17 protein-coding genes are annotated in these 18,317 nt (G+C 67.3%); 14 read left to right on the top strand and 3 right to left on the bottom strand.

The features are described from left to right. Nucleotides 1-17 precede the first annotated feature (17 nt). Nucleotides 18-380 (bottom strand): VOC family protein, encoded by a 363-nt coding sequence (locus R4P95_RS00765; RefSeq protein ID WP_159920866.1) that lies wholly within the window; start codon nt 378-380, stop codon nt 18-20. Between the two features lie 246 nt (nt 381-626). On the opposite strand from R4P95_RS00765, the gene R4P95_RS00760 reads away from it, so the two are divergent. From R4P95_RS00760 to R4P95_RS00705, 12 genes are all read left to right on the top strand, one after another. Beyond that, nucleotides 627-1,385, top strand: coding sequence for a TauD/TfdA family dioxygenase (locus tag R4P95_RS00760; RefSeq protein WP_317746745.1), 759 nt, complete (start codon nt 627-629; stop codon nt 1,383-1,385). Further along, entirely contained in the window at nt 1,382-2,398 is a 1,017-nt protein-coding gene (locus tag R4P95_RS00755) for a diiron oxygenase (RefSeq protein ID WP_317746746.1), read from the top strand. The genes R4P95_RS00760 and R4P95_RS00755 overlap by 4 nt, the downstream gene beginning before the upstream one ends. Next, on the top strand, nt 2,395-3,708 hold the full coding sequence (locus R4P95_RS00750; RefSeq protein ID WP_317746747.1) for a lysine 2,3-aminomutase: 1,314 nt from the start codon (nt 2,395-2,397) through the stop codon (nt 3,706-3,708). The genes R4P95_RS00755 and R4P95_RS00750 overlap by 4 nt, the downstream gene beginning before the upstream one ends. Next, nucleotides 3,705-5,189, top strand: a complete 1,485-nt coding sequence (locus R4P95_RS00745) for a GNAT family N-acetyltransferase (protein WP_317746748.1) — start codon at nt 3,705-3,707, stop codon at nt 5,187-5,189. The genes R4P95_RS00750 and R4P95_RS00745 overlap by 4 nt, the downstream gene beginning before the upstream one ends. After that, nucleotides 5,186-6,241: an Ldh family oxidoreductase gene (locus tag R4P95_RS00740; protein WP_213572925.1), complete on the top strand. Its 1,056-nt coding sequence runs from the start codon at nt 5,186-5,188 to the stop codon at nt 6,239-6,241. Before R4P95_RS00745 ends, R4P95_RS00740 begins: the two co-directional genes overlap by 4 nt. Next, entirely contained in the window at nt 6,238-7,464 is a 1,227-nt protein-coding gene (locus tag R4P95_RS00735; protein WP_317746749.1) for a carboxylate--amine ligase, read from the top strand. Before R4P95_RS00740 ends, R4P95_RS00735 begins: the two co-directional genes overlap by 4 nt. After that, entirely contained in the window at nt 7,461-8,729 is a 1,269-nt protein-coding gene (locus R4P95_RS00730) for a GNAT family N-acetyltransferase (RefSeq protein ID WP_213572923.1), read from the top strand. Before R4P95_RS00735 ends, R4P95_RS00730 begins: the two co-directional genes overlap by 4 nt. Next, nucleotides 8,726-9,646 (top strand): branched-chain amino acid transaminase, encoded by a 921-nt coding sequence (locus R4P95_RS00725; protein ID WP_213572922.1) that lies wholly within the window; start codon nt 8,726-8,728, stop codon nt 9,644-9,646. Before R4P95_RS00730 ends, R4P95_RS00725 begins: the two co-directional genes overlap by 4 nt. Continuing rightward, nucleotides 9,643-10,392 (top strand): hypothetical protein, encoded by a 750-nt coding sequence (locus tag R4P95_RS00720; RefSeq protein WP_213572921.1) that lies wholly within the window; start codon nt 9,643-9,645, stop codon nt 10,390-10,392. Before R4P95_RS00725 ends, R4P95_RS00720 begins: the two co-directional genes overlap by 4 nt. Next, nucleotides 10,389-11,696: an MFS transporter gene (locus R4P95_RS00715; RefSeq protein ID WP_213572920.1), complete on the top strand. Its 1,308-nt coding sequence runs from the start codon at nt 10,389-10,391 to the stop codon at nt 11,694-11,696. The genes R4P95_RS00720 and R4P95_RS00715 overlap by 4 nt, the downstream gene beginning before the upstream one ends. A 3-nt stretch (nt 11,697-11,699) precedes the next feature. After that, nucleotides 11,700-12,956, top strand: a complete 1,257-nt coding sequence (locus R4P95_RS00710) for an ATP-grasp domain-containing protein (protein WP_317746750.1) — start codon at nt 11,700-11,702, stop codon at nt 12,954-12,956. A 111-nt stretch (nt 12,957-13,067) separates the two neighbouring features. Next, a complete protein-coding gene (locus R4P95_RS00705; RefSeq protein WP_317746751.1) occupies nt 13,068-13,886 on the top strand; it encodes an oxidoreductase in 819 nt (272 codons plus the stop codon). A gap of 322 nt (nt 13,887-14,208) precedes the next feature. Here the strand turns inward: R4P95_RS00705 and R4P95_RS00700 are convergent, their stop codons facing one another. Further along, on the bottom strand, nt 14,209-14,427 hold the full coding sequence (locus tag R4P95_RS00700; protein ID WP_109328315.1) for a hypothetical protein: 219 nt from the start codon (nt 14,425-14,427) through the stop codon (nt 14,209-14,211). Between the two features lie 169 nt (nt 14,428-14,596). After that, nucleotides 14,597-15,073 (bottom strand): DUF1707 domain-containing protein, encoded by a 477-nt coding sequence (locus R4P95_RS00695; RefSeq protein WP_213572917.1) that lies wholly within the window; start codon nt 15,071-15,073, stop codon nt 14,597-14,599. A gap of 103 nt (nt 15,074-15,176) precedes the next feature. Between R4P95_RS00695 and R4P95_RS00690 the strand changes: the two genes are divergently transcribed. After that, a complete protein-coding gene (locus R4P95_RS00690; RefSeq protein ID WP_213578174.1) occupies nt 15,177-15,710 on the top strand; it encodes a PadR family transcriptional regulator in 534 nt (177 codons plus the stop codon). Nucleotides 15,711-15,954: 244 nt separating this feature from the next. After that, nucleotides 15,955-18,309: an arylsulfatase gene (locus R4P95_RS00685; RefSeq protein WP_317746752.1), complete on the top strand. Its 2,355-nt coding sequence runs from the start codon at nt 15,955-15,957 to the stop codon at nt 18,307-18,309. The last annotated feature ends 8 nt before the right edge of the window (nt 18,310-18,317 follow it).

Here is an 18,317-nt window from a genome sequence, read left to right as displayed (position 1 = left end):
AGGCCGGGGCGGCGACGTCATGCGCCGGCTGGAGGTTGGTGTAGGCCGAACGCGGATCCCTGGTCGTCGTGGCAGAGCGTGAATCGTCCGAACCGTGCCACCGACTCGGGCTCTTCTCCGAGGTCGACCGCATCGACCGTCCCTCCGAGGGCCAGGACCTTCTGCTTGGCGGCGTCGAGGTCAGCTACCCGGAAGAACACGTACGGGCCCGCACCCGGGTCCCCGCCGTGGATACCGCCCGGAACATTGGGCGTGTTGATCGCGTATCCGGACCCGCCGGGACCGGGTTCGAACTGCCAGCCGAACAGGGCCGAATAGAACTTTCGGCCCTGTTCGGCGTCGGCCACACCCAACTCGAAAAACGACACGTCACCTGACATGAGCACTCCTCCGTCCGAGATCGTGGAGGTGACGCTACGCCGGGCGCCCGAATTTCGGACCGGCCTCGGTAGTCGAGTGACGGTGTCGTGAACTGTCACCGGGTGGCATTTCGGCTCCCCTAGGGTGGGTGGTGTGCGCGGCGTGGCGACCGCATCCTTGACGAAACCGATTCCGAACGATCCCGATCTCCGACGGTCGGCATCACGGATTTCACATCCCGGTGGGGTTTCGAAATGGAGGAACAGATGTCGCCCTATTGCCGTGTCGTTTCCGTGGCGGAAAGCTCAGAAGCTGGAGTGGACCGCCTCGAGGGAGGGACGCTGGAGGAGGACGGCTACGTCCTCGTCCGCGACGTGGCCGATCGAGTCGCCGCCGCAGAAGTGGTTGGCTCCCTTGGAAATTTGGTACCGCAGTACAACGGTCATCTCACGCATGACGTGACCTATCGGCCGGGAAACGATCACCGGGCGTACTCGCAGAGCGCGAACACGATTCTGGCGCATACCGAGGCTCCCGGGTGGGATCCGAGTCCCGCCTATCTCGCGTTGTTCTGTCATCGCCAGGCGCGCTGCGGGGGAGGGCATACCGACCTCCTCGACGTACGGCACTTGGTCGAGGCCCTCGAACCGGCCGAGCTCGCGCTGATGACCGACGCCGAACTGGTCTTTCCGGGCCCGGACGGCGGAGTGCGCACCACCATGCTGGGCTCGGACGGCACCGGGCGCACCGTTCTGCGGTTCAGCTACAACCTGCTCACCGCGGCCGACTACGATCCCCACCGCGACGCCGACATCGACGACTCCCTGCTGCCGCTCGGTCAGGCCGGCCGCCGGTTGGCGCACCGCGTCAGCGACCTGTTCCACACGCTGCGCACGCGTGTGCTCATCCCGGAGAACGCGCTGCTCATCTGGGACAACCAGCGCATGTTGCACGCGCGGTCGGAGTACGCCGACCGCACCCGTCACCTCACTCGTTTCTGGGCCGGCGACCGGAGCCGCGCATGACCATCGACGACCTTCAACTGCAACGCTCCGATGCCGATGGGCTGGTGCACTTTCCGGGACTGCCGGCCTTCGACCCCGCCGACGAAACCGAGAACGCCATCATCCGCCGCCTCGCGGGGAACTGGCACCGGCGGTCGACGGTGAAGCGCGACGAGCCCGACCTCGACGAGCTGTTCGTTGCCGGCCGGGCGGACTATCCGGAGAAACTCGTGCCGTTCCGGGCGCACCCGACGTGGCAGGCGATGCCCGACGCGATGCGGTCGCGGCTGCTGAGCTGGGCGTGGATCGCCTATAACCGGCATACGGTGCTGGCCGAGCAACGTGTCGCCAACCCGGCCTTTGCTCTGGTGATGGACGGTGAGTTTCCCGGACTCGGTGGCCCGGATTTGGAGATCGCGCTCGCCCAGGCCATGGTCGACGAGCAGTACCACTCCCTGATGCACATCAATGCGAGCGCGCTGACGAGGCGCAAACGGGGGTCCCTGTTCCCGGACAGCGCGCTTCCCGAGTCGCATACCTCCCGCATGCACAGTCGGTTGCGGGACGAGGCCGCGGAGCGCTGGCAGCGCAGCCTCACCACCTTGGCGTTTGCCACCGTCTCCGAGATTTCGATCAACGCGTACCTCGATCTCCTTGCCGGCGATCGGGACATTCAGGTGGTCAATTCCACCACCGCGCAACTGCACAACCGCGACGAGTACTGCCATGCGTCGATCTCCGACGAGATGGCGAAGTTGGTGTACGACGTGCTGGACGCCGAAAAGCGCCGCTTCTTCCTCGACATGCTCGTGGCCGGGCTGGAGGCGTTCGTGGCCACCGACTACTCCACTTGGGAGGCAATCTTGCGGATCGAGCGGGTGCCGGGCTGGGAACGGATGGTCGCCGACGTTCGCTCCGAGAGTTCGGGGGCGCGGCTCGTGCGCGACTACAGCGGCCTCCACTCGCTGATGTCGGACATGGATGTCCTCGGGGAAGTCGACTTCGACTGGGGTCTGGCGGTGACCAACACATGACACTCGCCCTCGATACCCACACGGCCCTCAACCCCCGGTCGATCAGCGGCGACCGGCTACGCAAGCTCGTCGTCGAACGCACCGGCGACCCGGTCCTCGCACATGAGGCACACGTGGTGTCCCAGGTACTGCCGTTCAAGGTCAGCAGCTACGTGGTGGACGAACTGATCGATTGGGATCGCGCACCCGACGACCCGATCTACCGCCTGACCTTTCCGCACCGCGACATGCTCGAAGCCGAACACTTCGCGGTGATCGAGCAGGCAGTGGTGCAGGGCGACCGGGCCGGAATCCGCAAGGCGGCCGACACGGTTCGCGGCGCCCTCAACCCACACCCCGGCGACCAGATGAGCATGAACGTTCCCCAGCACGACGACATCGACGGCTCGGGGATGCAACATAAATATGCCGAGACACTGCTGGTGTTTCCCCGCCAGGGACAGACCTGCCACAGCTACTGCGGCTACTGCTTCCGCTGGGCCCAATTCGTGGACCAGCCCGACCTCAGGATGGCCGTATCCGGGCCGGAGGCGATGACCCGGTACCTCGATCGGCACCCGATGATCACCGATGTCCTGTTGACCGGCGGTGACCCGCTGGTCATGCGGACCGATCTGCTGGCCTCCTACCTCGAGCCCCTCCTCGAACCCGAACGTGCACACGTCGACACGGTCCGGATCGGGACGAAGGCCGTGTCGTTCTGGCCCTACCGCCTGCTGGCCGGACCCGAAGCGGACAGCGTGCTGCGGTTACTCGAGCGGCTGACCGCAGCGGGCAAACACGTCGCGGTGATGCTGCACCTGTCCCACGTCGCGGAGCTGCAGACCGATGCGGCCAAGGCGGCGCTCGCTCGATTGGCGTCGACGGGAGCGGTGCTGCGCGCCCAGGCCCCGGTGGTGCGTCACGTCAACGACGACCCGCGTGTGTGGGCAGACCTGTGGCAGGCGCAGGTGCGTCACAACGTGGTGCCGTACTACATGTTCGTCGAACGGGACACCGGCGCCCGGCCCTACTACGGTCTGCCGCTGGCCCGGGCCTACGACATCTATCGTGAAGCGCTGCAACAAGTCTCCGGTCTCGGCCGGACCGCACGCGGACCGGTGATGTCGGCATCACCAGGAAAGGTCGTGATCGACGGCGTCGTCGAGCTGGACGGCGGACGCGCGTTCGCGCTGCGTTACCTGCAGGCCCGCAACCCGGAGATGGTCGGCAGGCCGTTCTTCGCCGCATACGACGAGCAGGCGCAGTGGTGGGACGAACTACGCCCGTACGGCCCGCGCGACCGCGCATTCTTCGGGGGACACTCGTGAGGGTCACTGCGCATGAGATCAGCCTGACGCAGAGGCACGTGTGGCGTTCGGCCAGGGAAGCGATCCCGGTTCAGCGTGCCCTCGTAGTCGAGGTCGAACAGGACGGTGTCACCGGATTCGGTGAGGCTTCCGCTTTCATGACCGCCCACTACAACTCCGGGGTTGACCAGCTCCACGCGGATCTGCGCCGGATCGCCCCGCTGCTGGCCGACCTCGGCCCCGACGACCCGTTTGCCGTGTGGCGCAGGCTGTTCGCGGCGCTGCCCGATTCGCCGTTCGTCCTGGCCGCCCTCGATACCGCGGTACACGACCTGCGGGCCCGACTGCTCGGCGTGCCGCTGTGGCGGGCCCTCGCTCTGGACTCTCCGCAGGAATTGCGCTCGAGCTTCAGCATCGGGCTCGACGAGACCGAGATGATGGTCCACAAACTGTGTGAGCGGCCCGGATGGGCGGCGTACAAGGTCAAGCTTGCCGATCCGGGTGATCTCACCGTGCTCGAGGAACTCCGCCGCCACACGAGCGCGCCGTTCTATGTGGACGGCAACTGCGGCTGGACGCTGTCCCGACTGCTCCCGGTTCTGCCCGCCCTGCAGGACCTCGGCGTGCAGTTGATCGAGCAGCCGTTTCCGCGGTCGGCGTGGTGGGACACGCGAACACTGAAGCAGCACAGCCCGATCCCCGTGATCGCCGACGAGAGCATCACCTCGATGCAGGATTTCGCCGCGTGCGCCGAGGCGTTCGACGGCATCAACGTCAAACCGATGAAAGCCGGGGGCATCACCCCCTCCCTGGTGTTGCTGCGCCGGGCCCGCGAGCACGGTCTGCTCACCATGCTCGGTTGCATGCCCGAGTCGGTGGCCGGGGTGTCGGCCACCGCCCACCTGGGCGGACTGGCCGACTACCTCGACGTCGACGCCGTCGACCTGCTGGCCGTGAACACCGGCTTCGGGGTCTCGCTCGACGATTCCGGCCGCGTCAGTCTCCCGGATCGGCCCGGGTCCGGTTACCTGCCCGACCCCACCGCCCACGGCTGGCGCGTTCGGCCGGTGAGCGCCGAAGAGGTACGACCGGTCCGCCACCGAGTGCTGCGGCCCGGGCAACCCGTGGCGACCTGCGCCTATCCCGAGGACTCTGCCAGCGGCGCCCGGCATTTCGCCGCCCTCGACGCGGGGCGCGTGGTCGGGGTGGCCTCCCTCTACGACGAGGACCCCGAGTACACCGTGCCGGGACTGGCCGCCGGCCGCGGCCGTCGCCTGCGCGGCATGGCCACTCTCGAGGAGGTCCGCGGCACCGGCGCGGGCAGCGCGCTGCTCCGCACCGTGCGCACCAACGCGGTGCTGTCCGGCGCCGACGCGCTGTGGTGCAACGCGCGCACCACCGCCGCGGGCTTCTATCTCGCACAGGGCTTCCGCGTTCTCGGACCCGAATACGACATCCCGGGCATCGGACCCCACGTCTTCATGTATTGGAGTGCTTCATGATCAACCCCACTCGATGGCCCGAGCAGCAGGCGCGCACCCTCGCCGCGCGGGCGTTTCTCGAGGCCGGTGTCCCGGCAGGTAACGCCGAGCAGGTCGCCGACGCCCTGGTCGATACCTCCCTGCGCGGCATCGACACTCACGGTCTGCGGCTGCTTCCGCAGTATCTCGACGAGCTCGCGACCGGTGTCGCGAAGGCAACGGCCACGCCGACCGTGGTCTCGGACCGCGGGGCGGGCCTCCTGCTGGATGCGGACGGTGCGCTGGGCGTACTCGCCGGATTGGCCGCCGCCCGGCTGGCCGCGGAGCGAGCCCGGGAATTCGGTGTCGCGGCGGTGGGGGTGCGCAATTCCAACCACTTCGGTGCGGCGTCGGTGTACACCCGGCACCTGGCCCGGCACGGGCTGGTCGGCATCGCGGTGACCTCCGCAGCCTCGCGGGTGGCGCCGTTCGGCGGGGTCGAGCCGCTGTTCGGCACCGACCCGATCAGCGTGGCCGCCGGCGTCGAAGACGACGAGTTCGCGCTCGACATGGCCACCAGCCAGGTGTGCTTCGGTGAGGTGAAGCAGCGCCGGGCCGAGGGACGCCCACTGAACAGCGGCTGGGCGACCGACCTCTGCGGCCGTCCGACCGAGGTGCCCGAAGAGGCGTACGCGCTGTCGCCGCTCGGCGGGTACAAGGGGCAGGGCCTCGCGATGGCGGTCACCCTCCTCGGGGCCGTGCTGACCGGATCGCCGCCGGATTGGCGGCTCGCGCAGGTCGGCGACGGAACACCGGGCCGCAGTCGCGGCGTCGGTCACTTCGTCCTTGCCCTGGACCCCGGTGCCTTCAGCGGGCAGACCAGTTTCACCGCCGGACTGGTCGACCTTCTGGATACCGTCCGCGCGGCGACGCCGGCCACGGACGCCCCCGTGGTGGCGCCCGGCGATCCTCAGCGCGCCCACCAACGAGAACGGTCCGAGCGGGGCATACCGCTGGACGCACGAACCGCGGAAGTGCTGGCCGACCTGGCCGGGAACGTCGCCGCCGACCCGGAGAAGGAGATGGTCCGATGATTCTCGTGCTGATCAGCCCACGCGCTGCGGGGCTGCCGTTCGCCGGATGGCTCCCCGAGGAGCGTGGACGGATGGTCGCGGTCTGCGCCGCGGGAGCGGAACCGGCCGAGGGATTCGCCGAGGTCATACCGGTCGCCGACTACAGCGACGATGCCGCGGTGCTGCGTGCGGCCCGCGCTCTCGCGCGCTGGCACCGCCCGACCGCCGTGCTCGCCTTGGCCGAGGTCGACGTCGAGCGGGCCGCGGTGCTGCGCGGCGACCTCGGTCTGCCCGGGCTCGACACCGGCACGGCGGCCGCCTATCGCGACAAAATTCTGATGAAGGAACTAGCCCGCGCGGCAGGACTGCTCGTGCCGTCCTTCGCGTCGGTGTGCACCCCGGCCGACATCACCGACTTCATGGCGGACCACCCGGGACGTGTGGTGGTCAAGCCGCGCAGTGGATCCGGATCGTCCGGCGTGTATGTCATCGATTCGCCCACACAGGCGGACGGCCTCGCCGACGACCTCGCGGCAACGCCGTACGAGGTCGAAGAGTTCGTCGACGGCGCGGTGCACCATGTAGACGCATTCCGGGTGGCCGGGCACCCGGTGGCGGCGGTCGCCTCCCGCTACACCGGCCAGGGCTGCCTCGAACACTGGACCGACGCCCCGTTCGGCTCGCGGTCCGTCGATACCGCAGACCCTCTCCATGCGCGCCTGGTGAAGGAGACCTGGCGACTCGTCGATGCACTCGCCTCGCCTCCCACGATCTGTGTGCACGCCGAGTTCTTCGTCACCGGCAGCGGCGACATCGTGCTGTGCGAGGTGGCTGCCCGAATCGGTGGCGGCCCGATTCCGATCATGTTGCGGCACATCCTGGGAATCGACCCGCGGCACCTGTGGGCACGCGTGGAATGCGGCCTTCCCGTCGACGTGGACGCGGTACGCCGACACGTGACAACGGCACCACACGCCGCCTTCTACGGCGTGCCACCCCGGCAGGGCCGGGTGCGGCGAATCCCCGACGCACCGCCCGGTGTCCACGACTTCACGGTGAACACCCATGTCGGGGACCACTGGAGCGCCAGCCGATACAGCGGGCGTAAGTCGGCGGACTTCCTCGCGTTCTGGGTGGTCACCGACTCGGACTTCACCGCTCTCGGGCGCGGGCTCATCGCCACCGCCGACCGTGTTGCCGCCGAATTCGACTGGGACCGCGACGAAACGGAGAACGCAGCATGACCGGCAGCAGCACCCTCACCGGCGGCCTCACCGCCCAGCTTCTTCCCCCCGGCGCCCGCCCGAGCGCTCTGGACTTCGCGGGCATCGCCGAGCCGGACATCATCTGGGAGGACGCGCGGTGGTGCCGGTTCGTCGAACGCACCGACCTGCACGACGTTCGTTATCTCGAGGTGCGGGAGGACGGACAGACCGTCGCCCTGGCTCCGCTGCTGTTCACCGCACAGCCCGGTGGCCTGCTCTTCTACGATCCGCCCAGGCTGGTGGGAACCCCGGGTGCATTGGCCGAACCGGAGCTGCTCGACGAGACTGATCGGCAGCGCTGGGCCGAGCTCAGCGCCGCGCTGCCCGGCGCGCGCGAGGCTCAGTATCCGTCGCTCGCGCTCGCTACGTTCGGGAACCACCACGGGGTGGCGCACACTCCCGGCCGCTCGCACGACGAGCGCCAGGCAGTCATGGCCGTCCTGCCCGAGCTGCTTCAGCAGGCCGGCGACGAGCTTGGCTGCCGCAGTGTGGCATTGCTGTACGTCGGCGAGTCGGACGCTGAGGCCGTGGACCACTGCGCCTCCCGTGCCGGATACACGGCAACACTGCTGGGCGCTGAGGGAGTGCAGGACCTGGCCGGTGACAGCTGGGCGGAGTACGTGGCGGGGCTGAGTAAGCGTCGGCGTGTGCGGCTCCGCAAGGAGGTCGCGGACTACGAGCGGGCGGGCCTGCGCACAGCGGTCCGGTGTGGGCCGGAGGCACTCGACGACGAGGTGATCGCCCTCCAGGTCGCACACCGGGCCAAGTACGGGCTGCCCGGCGGCGAGGATCGGGTTCGCCGCGACTTCGATTCCGTCCGAGAGGAATTGGGTGACACGTGTGTAGTGCTCCGCGCCGAACGCGCGGATCGGCTGGTGGGTTTCGTGCTGTATCTACGCACCCGGGACACGCTGTTCGCGCGGACCGCGGGATTCGCCGCCGATGCTCGCGGTTGCTATCTCACGCTGACGTACCACGAGACGTCGAGGTGGGCTGTAGAGCACGGCATCCGTCACGTCCATTACGGCATGGCCGCCTACGAGGCCAAACATGCCCGCGGGTGCCAACTACGCCCCCGCTGGGGCTGGTTCGCCTTCCGCGGAGCGGGCTCCGACATCTTTTCCGAGACCCTGGCGCTGCAATCACAGAGCATCGAACGCCGGCTCGAACTGGTCGGTGCGCCCGCGGCGCCGGTCACCTCCCGACATCTCACTGCCCCCACCGAACCGAAAGTGGAACGATGAAACTGACCCCGACCAGCACTGTATGGATGGACGGCGAGTTCGTCGCGTGGGACGAGGCCCAGGTCCACGTGCTGACGCCGAGCCTGCACTACGGATGGGGCGTCTACGAGGGCATCCGTGCCTATGACACGGAGAGCGGCCCAGCGGTGTTCCGGCTTCGCGATCACCTACGACGGCTCCACGACTCGGCCCGGGTGTATTTGATGGACCCGGGGTGGTCGGTGGACGAGCTCACCGAGGCCTCCCTCGAGTTGCTGCGCCGCACCGGCCTGGACTCCGGCTATCTGCGCCCGATCGTCTACCTCGGTTACGGCTCGATGGGCGTCGCTCCGGCGTTGGACAGCACCCAGGTGGCGATCGCGGCCTGGCCCTGGGGTTCCTACCTCGGTGAGTCCGCGGAACAGGACGGCTGTCGCCTGATGGTCAGCAGTTGGCAGCGCAACGGCATCCACGCCGTTCCACCGCTCGCCAAAGCGACCGGAGCCTACGTCAATTCGGCACTGGCCAAGGTGGGCGCGCTGCGCGCCGGTTACGACGACGCGCTGATGCTCACCGCCACCGGTCACGTGGCCGAGGCGTCCGCAGCGAACATCTTCGCCGTCCGCGACGACGTACTGATCACGCCGCCGGTCAGCGACAACATCCTGCCCGGGCTCACCAGGGACACCGTGATCACCCTCGGCCGGGATCTGGGGCTCACTGTGAAGGAACAGAGCCTGACCCGCAGCGAACTTTACGTCGCCGACGAAGCGTTCCTCACCGGCACTGCGGCCGAGATCGTCCCGGTGGCATCGGTCGACGACCGCCCGCTCGCCGCAGGTGGTTGCGGTCCGATCACCAAGCAGCTGCGCGACGTCTTCCATGACGTGGTCCGTGGGCGTGTGCCCGCCTACCGACACTGGCTGGAGTTCGCATGAACACACGTTCCCTGCTCTCGACCAATGATCAGGTCATCGACGCCTGGGCCGGTGGTGGCCTCGGGATCCTGGAAGGCTTGGTCGCCGAGTTCGTCAGCGGGACAAATCAATCCGACGACGCACCCACCGCTGTCGCTCGACGGGAGGAGGTCGCCGACCGGGTGGTGACCGTGCTGGGTGCGCGGGCATGGCACGCGCTGCCGGAGGCGTCCCACGGTCGGGCACGCCGCGCGGCACGGCGCGCCGTCGCCTACTCGCTCGCCGCGGATGTCGCTTCCGCCGGCGGGCCCACCGGTGCGAGGACCGACTGCTGGGTGCTCACCGTCCACGCACTGGAACTGCTCACGGTGGCCGCGCATTTCGACGCCGTCACCGACCGGACCCGCGAGCTGCTCGGATCGGCGCCCGAAGGACGGTTGCTCGCCGCCTGGCAGATGGTGAACGACGGCCTCGCCGTCGTGGCCACCACACGCCACGAATGGGTCGGGGCAGGTCCCGCGACCGTCGCTGCCGCGGGATGGGTGCTGGTGGACCGGATGAGCCGGCTACTGATCGCCGCGGCTCTGATCGCGCAGGCCAAATCGACCGTATTGCCCGCTCCGACAGTCGAACTACTCGTCAACGCGGCACGCCGGTATGCCTGGAATCATGTGCGCGGCCCTGCGCCCGAGGCCGCCACCGCCACCCACGTGCACCGTTCGGCGGATCTCGTCCGAGCGTTCGCGACCCGAGGAATCCTCCCGTGAACCCGGACCTACGGCGACTCGGTGGTGTGCTGCTTCCCAGCAGTCCCGCGGGTCGCACGCTGGCCGTCGGTGCCGGGATCGACTCGCTCGGTACCGGCATGTTCTTCGCGTCCTTCGCCCTGTACTTCATCGGCGTCGTCGGCCTCAGCGCCAATCAGATCGCCCTTGCGACCACCATGGCGGGTGCGCTCGCTTTGCTCGCCCCGGTGCCCCTGGGCCGGCTTGCCGACCGGGTGGGTCCGGCGAGGTTCTACGTCGCCTTGCTGGTGGTGCGCGGCTTCGGCTACGGCTGCTTTGCGCTTGTCTCCGACTTCACTGCCTACCTACTGCTCACCGTGGTGCTCACCGCCGCCGACCGGTCGAGCAGTCCGATCCAGCAAGCCGTAATCACAGCCGTGATCGGCGGTCACGACCGCACCCGGACGATGGCCACCATCCGCGCTATCCGAAATGTGGGACTCACCGTCGGGTTCCTTCTGGCGGGCATCGTCTTCGCGACGGGCGCACAGGCGGCCTTCACGGCGCTGTTCGTGGGCAACGGAATCTCCTTTCTCGCCGTCGCGGTGGCCGTGCAACGCGTCCTACACCGGACGGGAACGGTGGTGGAGCGCAGACCTTCTCGCGCCGACGAGGATCCGGCCGCGGCCGCGGTGCGCTCACCACTGCGCGACCGGTGGTTCATGGTGTTCACCGTCGGGAACGGCGTGCTGGCGCTGTACGACACGGTGCTGATCGTTCTGCTGCCGATCTGGATTCTCGAGTACACCGCGGTGCCGCTTGCCTGGGTGCCGGTGTTCATGGCCGTCAACACCGTTCTGACCGTGGTGCTGCAGGTGTATGTGGCCCGATTCGCCCGCGGCACGGCCGCGGCCACTCGACTTCTGATCGCGACCGGAGCCCTGATGGCGATCTGCTGTGGGTTGCTCGCTCTGGGGCACCTGGCCGCGACCCCGACCGCGGTGGTCGCCGTTCTGCTCGCGGTCGTGGTGCTGTCCGTTGCCGAGAACGTCCACTCGGTGGCGGCGTGGGAGTTGTCGGCGGAACTGTCGCCGCAGCCTGCCGTCGCCCGCTATCTCGGCGCGTTCAGTCTCGGAATGACCGGCCAGAAGGTGGTCGGCCCCACCCTCCTCGTCGTCGTCCTGTTACCGGCCGGGTTGATCGCCTGGCCCGTCCTGGCAGGCACGTTCGGTGCCGCTGCCTTGGTCTCGCGGACGGCGGCGCGTCGTTGCCACGCCGAACGTGCACGCGCACAAACTCTCTCGGACGAGCAGCTACCGGCGTCCCCACTCCAGAAAGCACGGTGAAACATGAGCGAACATGTTCTGGTCGTCGGCAGCGGCCGCGACCTTCCCAGCCGGGTCCGCAGCGCCCTCCCCGGCACGCAGACCTCCGTGATCTGCCGGCTCGACTTCGTTGCCAAGCTCCGGCAACTGACCGAGCACGCCCGGGTGATCGCCGTGCGGCACGATGCCCCGGACGAGGAATGGATAGCACTGGCCAGGGCGGCGCACGCCCGGCATCCGTTCACCCGCATCGCGACGTTCGGTGAACGCGATCAGGACCGCTGCGCCGCGATCGGCGAGGCGCTAGGACTGTCTACCCACTCGCGGCGCACTGTCGCGTTGATCCACGACAAAGACGCCATGCGCGAGCAGCTTCGGGACTCGGGCATCGACTCCACACCCTCCGCCGTCGTCGCCGACGTGGACGCACTGCACACGTTCGTGGCGAAGCACGGCCTGCCCTGTGTCGTGAAACCGGTCTGCGGCGCGGGCAGCGCCGGGGTGGCCGTGGCTCGGGAGGAGGCCGCGCTCGCGGCGGCGTTCATGCGAGCGGGAGGCAGCTTCGACGGCCTTCCGAACAGCGGCGTGCTGGTAGAGCAATTCCATGAGGGACCGCAATTCAGTGTCGAGGCGTTCTCGGAAAGCAGTGAACACCAGGTCGTTGCCATTACGCGCAAATTCTCCGACCCGGCCACCTTCGTCGAACTCGGTCACGTGGCACCGGCCGAACTTTCGGCGGCCGAGGAAGAACAGGTGCACACCTATGTGGGACGGCTGCTCGACGCACTCGGAGTGGAGTTCGGGGCCACGCACACCGAGATCGTTCTCGGATCTCAGGGTCCGAAGGTGATCGAGACCCATGTGCGAATGGGAGGCGACGAGATTCCAGCTCTCGCCTTCGACGCCACCGGCGTGGACCTCGCCGACTGTGTCGTGCGGCAGACGGTGGGGGAGAAGGTTCTTCCGGGAATCCGGGCGGTTCTCGCCGAGGAGCGGCCCGGTCGCTGTTCCGCGATCTGGTTCGCGGCGGCCCCGGTTGCAGGAGTGCTCACGGAGGTCGGCGGCCTCGATGACGCCCGGAATGTCGACGGTGTGACCGAGGTGCAGTTGCTGGTCCTTCCGGGCAGCAGGGTCGAGGTCCTGGAGTCGTCGGACTCGCGGGTGGCCTACGCACGGGCTCTCGGAGACACGGCCGTGCAGGCGCTCGTTGCCGCTCGCGAAGCTGTCGGCTGCCTCGAATTCCAGGTGCGGGTGGCGGCAGCGAACGTGGTGTCGGTGTGACGTGGGGTCGGACGCGAGGAGTGCGAGCGACCTTGTCGCGGGTTGCGACTGAAAACCGATCGGTTTAGGGTGTGGAGGTAAACCGATCGGTTTCAGAAGTCAGGGAGTCCAATGACGACGTCAACTCAGCAGGTGGCCCTCGTTACGGGTGCGTCATCCGGTATCGGGCGAGAATCGGCACTCGCACTGGTCAAGGCGGGTTTCACGGTTGTCGGTACCAGCCGCGACGCCTCGCGAAGCACCCCGCTCGACGGTGTGACGTTCTTCGACCTGGACGTGTCCGACGAAGCATCGGTCAGCGCCTTGGTCGAGCAAGTGATCGCACGGTTCGGGCGGATCGACGTCCTGGTCAACAACCCTGGCATCGGTTTGATGGGCGCGGCCGAGGAAAACTCCGTTGCACAGTCACGGGGCGTATTCGATATCAATGTCTTCGGCGTGATGCGTATGACGAGGGCGGTACTGCCGCACATGCGAGCGCTGGGACGTGGGCGCATCATCAACCTCTCGTCGGTCTACGGGCTGATCCCGGGGCCGTACTTGGCCGCCTACGTCGCGTCGAAGCATGCCGTCGAGGGCTACTCCGAGTCCGTGGACCACGAGGTCCGCGAGCACGGTGTACGGGTCCTGCTGGTCGAGCCCGGCGGCACGAACACCGGGTTCGAGGCGAACAGTACGCGGCCCGATTCACCGTTGCCGGCGTATGAGAAGCAGCGTCGGATCGCCGACCAGGTGCTCGCGACATCGGTCGAAGGCGGCGACACCCCGGCCACCGTCGCACGCTCGGTCGTAGCGGCGGCGACGGATTCGAAGCCGAAGCAGCGTTATACCAGCGGACCGCTGGCCTCACGTGTCAGCATGTTGCGCCGCTTCGCGCCAGTCCGGATCTTCGACACCCAGATGCGCAAATATCACCGCTTGGCCAACTGACGCCTGCTCGACGACACTGGGAAACTCGGCTCGCAGGGTCAACTGATGGGACAGTCGCGATCCGCGTCGGATCGTACTGAGGGAGCTACTTGGAGGCCGCCAGTTCTTCGGCGATTTCGATGTCGATTTCCTGCTCGGTCATTTCTCCGAACAGGTGATTGGTGAACATTTCTCGACTCGATCCCGTGGTGGTGGTCCGGTCGCTGGAGGCTCCAGCAGCGGCTCTACTGAATGTATCGCCGCGGAGTGCACTGGTGTTTCACCCCAGCTCCGGGTTCTTTCAAGGTGCTCTGCCGGTCCGGCGGTGTGCGCCGGACCCCGCTCATTCGCGCATTCCGTCGGCAAGCTCCAGAACGCGCCCGACGTATCGGCTCATGAACGTGTTGAACGCCAGTTGGGACAGTTCGGGGCACCCGGCCTTGCGGAAAAAGTGCTCCAAACCGACGAGTTCGGTGCCGATACAGACTCGTTGGTCATCGAGGTCGGCGAGCCGGCGTACGAGGCGCTCGAGTTCGTCGGCCTTGCTCATCACTTCGTCCATCGGACTTCACCTCGTACTCGATGCGATGGTGGTTTCTCGGTAGGGCGTGCGCGTCAGATGGGGGTCTTTCCGCGTCGCGTCTCCGAGTCTACCAGCCATTCGAACGTGTGTGCGAATAGCCTTGCCTGCATGCGAACGAGGCCTTCGGCGCTGCGGCGTCGAGTGGTGTTCAGTTGTGGGCCGCGGCGCTCAATCGGTTATTGCACCGCCCGGTTCCCGTGACCTTGTTGCACGTGCCTTCGCGGCCGAGCATCGTTCGGCTCAGTAGTACCAAGCCCCAGGGGCCGATCACCCAGATCGGCCAGAAGTAGATCATGGCGCCGGTGGCGAGCGAGATGATGCCCCAGATCACGATGTTGAGGCTTCCGGCGGCGAGCCAGGCAAGCCACTCGATGCGTTGGTGGCTCGGGAGACGCCGGCGTGCAGGCTGGGCTGATCGGCTCTCGCGCGGGGCAGGTGTGGGGGCGGCCGGAAGGTCGCGCAGCACCTGTCTTACCTGTGCTTGGGTGACCGACCGATACGCCTGGGCTACCCGCTGGTCGAACTCGTCGATTGTCAGTCGCCCCGCGGTGAGATGCCGGCCGAGTTCGTCGACGACCTGCTCGCGTTCGGAATCGGATATCCGGATGTTGTCCGCGTACTCCATCGGACCCTCCTCGGCGGTGACATTCCACTGTGGAATGTCGATGTCTTCTATGATCGATATGACACAGTGGAATGTCAACCCCTCGCTTACGAAGGACGATGCCATGGCCGAACGCCCCCTCAATGCCACCGCGGCGTCCCTTCTCGGTTTCCTGCACGAGGGATCGAAGACGGGGTGGGACCTGGTGGTCACCGCCCAGGAACGCATCGGCAAGTTCTGGTCGATCACAACCAGCCAGGTGTATCGGGAGCTTGCAGCGATGGAGCGCGCCGGGTTGATCGAGGCGGGGGAGCGGGGCACCCGCGAGCGCAAGCCCTACACCCTCACCGATGAGGGTCGGCGGGCGTTCGCGGACTGGATCGAACGCGACCCCGCCGCGGAGAACATTCGCTATCCATTGCTGCTCACCGTCGCGTTCGGCGCGCATCTTCCGCCCGAGCGGTTGGCCGCGATGCTGGATTCCCACCGCACCGCACACGAGCATCAGCTCGCCGAGTACGAACGCGAGGCCGAAGTGCACAGCTCCAACCAATATGCTTTGGCGACATTGGACTTCGGGATCGTGTACGAGCGCGCCGTCCTGGAATGGTTCGATCGGGTCGGCAAGCGGCTGGGGCGCGGGAGGCGGAGCCGCTGACGGGTCATTTCGTGCGTCGGTATCTGCAACGAGGGGCGTCCTCCTCGCGCCTCGGAGTCTTCCACCGTGAGATCGGCGAACGCCGTCAGTACTCCGCCGGCCGGCCGCGTGGCGAGCTCACCCGCAGTGGGTGAGGTGCCGGCAGGCTGAGCCTGGGCACGCTGAGGTCGGGCAGTGCTGTGCACTCCGGGACCAGCGGAGGACCGGGAGCGTTCCGACGACACGGAAGAGGTTGTGAGTAGTCATGGTGGAGCGGCGTGAGGTTTTACCCATACCCGACCGGCAGCATCTCGGACTGATCACCTACGACGCGAAGGATCCGGATACGGCCTTTCCACCGATCGAACCGCTGCTCCCACCGGAGAACGCCCCGAACGTACTGGTAATCCTGCTCGATGACGTGGGATTCGGGGCAGCCAGCGCCTTCGGCGGCCCGGTGCACACCCCGACCGCGGAGCGCCTGCAGGCAGGCGGCCTCACCTACAACCGCTTCCACACCACCGCCCTGTGTGCGCCGACCCGGGCCGCGCTTCTCAGCGGCCGCAACCACCACTCGGTGGGGATGGGCATGATCACCGAGACCGCGACCTCGGCGCCGGGCTCGTCCGGGCTGCGGCCGAACACCAAGGCCGCACTGCCGATGACCCTGAAACTCAACGGTTACTCGACCGCTCAGTTCGGGAAGTGCCACGAGGTGCCGCCGTGGCAGACGTCCCCGATCGGGCCGTTCGATGCGTGGCCGACCGGCGGCGGTGGTTTCGAGCACTTCTACGGGTTCATCGGCGGCGAGAACAACCAGTACTATCCGGCGCTGTACGAGGGTGTAGCGCCGATCGAGGTGGACAAGACACCCGAGGACGGCTACCACCTGACCGAGGATCTCGCCGACCACGCCATCGACTGGATCCGCAGCCAGAAGTCCCTCGCCCCGAACAAACCGTTCTTCGTGTACTTCGCACCCGGGGCCACGCATGCCCCGCATCACGTGCCCCCCGAGTGGGCGGACAAGTACGCCGGCCAATTCGCCGACGGGTGGGACGCGCAACGCGAAACAATTCTCGAGCAGCAGAAGCGGCGCGGCGTCGTCCCCGCCGACACCGAACTCACGGCGCGCCCGGAGGCAATCCCCGGGTGGGAGGAAATGGACGACGCACTCAAACCGGTGCTGGAACGCCAGATGGAGGTGTACGCGGGATTCCTCGAGCACACCGACTTTCACGTCGGCCGCGTGATCGACGCGATCGAGACGATCGGCGCCCTCGACAACACCCTCGTCTACTACATCATCGGCGACAACGGTGCCTCCGCCGAGGGAACCATCAACGGCGCATTCAACGAGATGGCGAACTTCAACGGTCTCGCCGCCATCGAGACTCCGGAGTTCATGGCCGAGGTGAAGGACAAACTCGGCACCCCGGAGGCCTACAACCACTACTCGGTGGGCTGGGCGTGGGCGATGTGTGCGCCGTTCCAATGGACCAAGCAGGTCGCCTCGCACTGGGGTGGCACCCGCAACGGCACCATCGTCCACTGGCCCGCCGGGATTCGCAGCAAGGGTGAAGTTCGGTCGCAATTCACCCATGTCGTCGACGTGGCAGCGACGGTGCTCGAGGCGGCCGGACTGCCCGAGCCCACGTTCGTCAACGGGGTGCAGCAGGCCCCGTTCGAGGGCCCGAGCATGCTGTACAGCTTCGATCAGCCGGAGGCGCCGGAACGACACGACCTGCAGTACTTCGAGATGGGGGGTAACCGCGGCATCTACTACAAGGGCTGGAGCGCGGTCACCCGGCACAGCACCCCGTGGCTGCCGAACGAGGTGCTGCCCGCTCTCGATGACGACGTGTGGGAACTCTACGACGGGTCGACCGACTGGTCGCAGGCCCATGACCTCGTCGCCGAGATGCCCGTTAAACTCGCTGCACTGCAGCGGCTCTGGTTGATCGAGGCGGTGAAGTTCAACGTTCTTCCCATCGACGACCGCCGCTTCGAGCGGCTGAACCCGACCATCGCCGGCCGACCGCAACTAGTGACGGGAACCTCGCAGGTGTTGTTCCCGGGGATGAAGCGGCTCAGTGAACACAGCGTGATCGACATCAAGAACCGGTCGTTTTCGGTAACCGCGGCGATCGAGACGCCGAAGGACGGTCCCACCAACGGTGTCATCATCGCCCAGGGCGGTCGCTTCGGCGGCTGGGCTTTCTACGTCAGGGAGGGACGAGTGAGATTCGTCTACAACCTGCTCGGCATGAGCGAATTCGTCGTCGGGGCAACTGAAGACCTCGACACCGGCAGTCACCAGGTCCGCGCCGAGTTCGCCTACGACGGGGGCGGTCTGGCGAAGGGCGGGACCGTCACCCTCTACATCGACGGACGGAGCGTCGGCAGCGGCCGGGTCGACCAGACGCAACCGATGGTCTTCTCGGCAGACGAAACCACCGATATCGGCAACGACTTCGGTATGCCGGTGAGCACCGACTACATCGGTGCCGCCAAGTTCAATGGGCGTATCGAGGTCGTGAAGATCGACGTCGGCGAAGACGACCACTCCCACCTCGTCGACCCCGCCGAAGTCGTCCGGGTCGCGACCTCCCGCCAGTAATCGGTCCG

This window comes from Rhodococcus sp. IEGM 27, assembly GCF_033142305.1.
GTDB classification, from domain to species: Bacteria; Actinomycetota; Actinomycetes; order Mycobacteriales; family Mycobacteriaceae; genus Rhodococcus_F; species Rhodococcus_F oxybenzonivorans.
Note: the sequence above shows the minus strand (reverse complement) of the source record. Positions and strands in the feature narration are given on the sequence as shown.

Bases quoted from the DNA above. Each gene is read 5' to 3' on its own strand.
- R4P95_RS00685 (WP_317746752.1), top strand. From the start codon at position 15,955: ATGGTGGAGCGGCGTGAGGTTTTACCCATACCCGACCGGCAGCATCTC.
- R4P95_RS00730 (WP_213572923.1), top strand. From the start codon at position 7,461: ATGACCGGCAGCAGCACCCTCACCGGCGGCCTCACCGCCCAGCTTCTT.
- R4P95_RS00735 (WP_317746749.1), top strand. From the start codon at position 6,238: ATGATTCTCGTGCTGATCAGCCCACGCGCTGCGGGGCTGCCGTTCGCC.
- R4P95_RS00700 (WP_109328315.1), bottom strand. From the start codon at position 14,427: ATGGACGAAGTGATGAGCAAGGCCGACGAACTCGAGCGCCTCGTACGC.
- R4P95_RS00720 (WP_213572921.1), top strand. From the start codon at position 9,643: ATGAACACACGTTCCCTGCTCTCGACCAATGATCAGGTCATCGACGCC.
- R4P95_RS00695 (WP_213572917.1), bottom strand. From the start codon at position 15,073: ATGGAGTACGCGGACAACATCCGGATATCCGATTCCGAACGCGAGCAG.
- R4P95_RS00765 (WP_159920866.1), bottom strand. From the start codon at position 380: ATGTCAGGTGACGTGTCGTTTTTCGAGTTGGGTGTGGCCGACGCCGAA.
- R4P95_RS00755 (WP_317746746.1), top strand. From the start codon at position 1,382: ATGACCATCGACGACCTTCAACTGCAACGCTCCGATGCCGATGGGCTG.
- R4P95_RS00750 (WP_317746747.1), top strand. From the start codon at position 2,395: ATGACACTCGCCCTCGATACCCACACGGCCCTCAACCCCCGGTCGATC.
- R4P95_RS00710 (WP_317746750.1), top strand. From the start codon at position 11,700: ATGAGCGAACATGTTCTGGTCGTCGGCAGCGGCCGCGACCTTCCCAGC.
- R4P95_RS00740 (WP_213572925.1), top strand. From the start codon at position 5,186: ATGATCAACCCCACTCGATGGCCCGAGCAGCAGGCGCGCACCCTCGCC.
- R4P95_RS00760 (WP_317746745.1), top strand. From the start codon at position 627: ATGTCGCCCTATTGCCGTGTCGTTTCCGTGGCGGAAAGCTCAGAAGCT.
- R4P95_RS00705 (WP_317746751.1), top strand. From the start codon at position 13,068: ATGACGACGTCAACTCAGCAGGTGGCCCTCGTTACGGGTGCGTCATCC.
- R4P95_RS00725 (WP_213572922.1), top strand. From the start codon at position 8,726: ATGAAACTGACCCCGACCAGCACTGTATGGATGGACGGCGAGTTCGTC.
- R4P95_RS00690 (WP_213578174.1), top strand. From the start codon at position 15,177: ATGGCCGAACGCCCCCTCAATGCCACCGCGGCGTCCCTTCTCGGTTTC.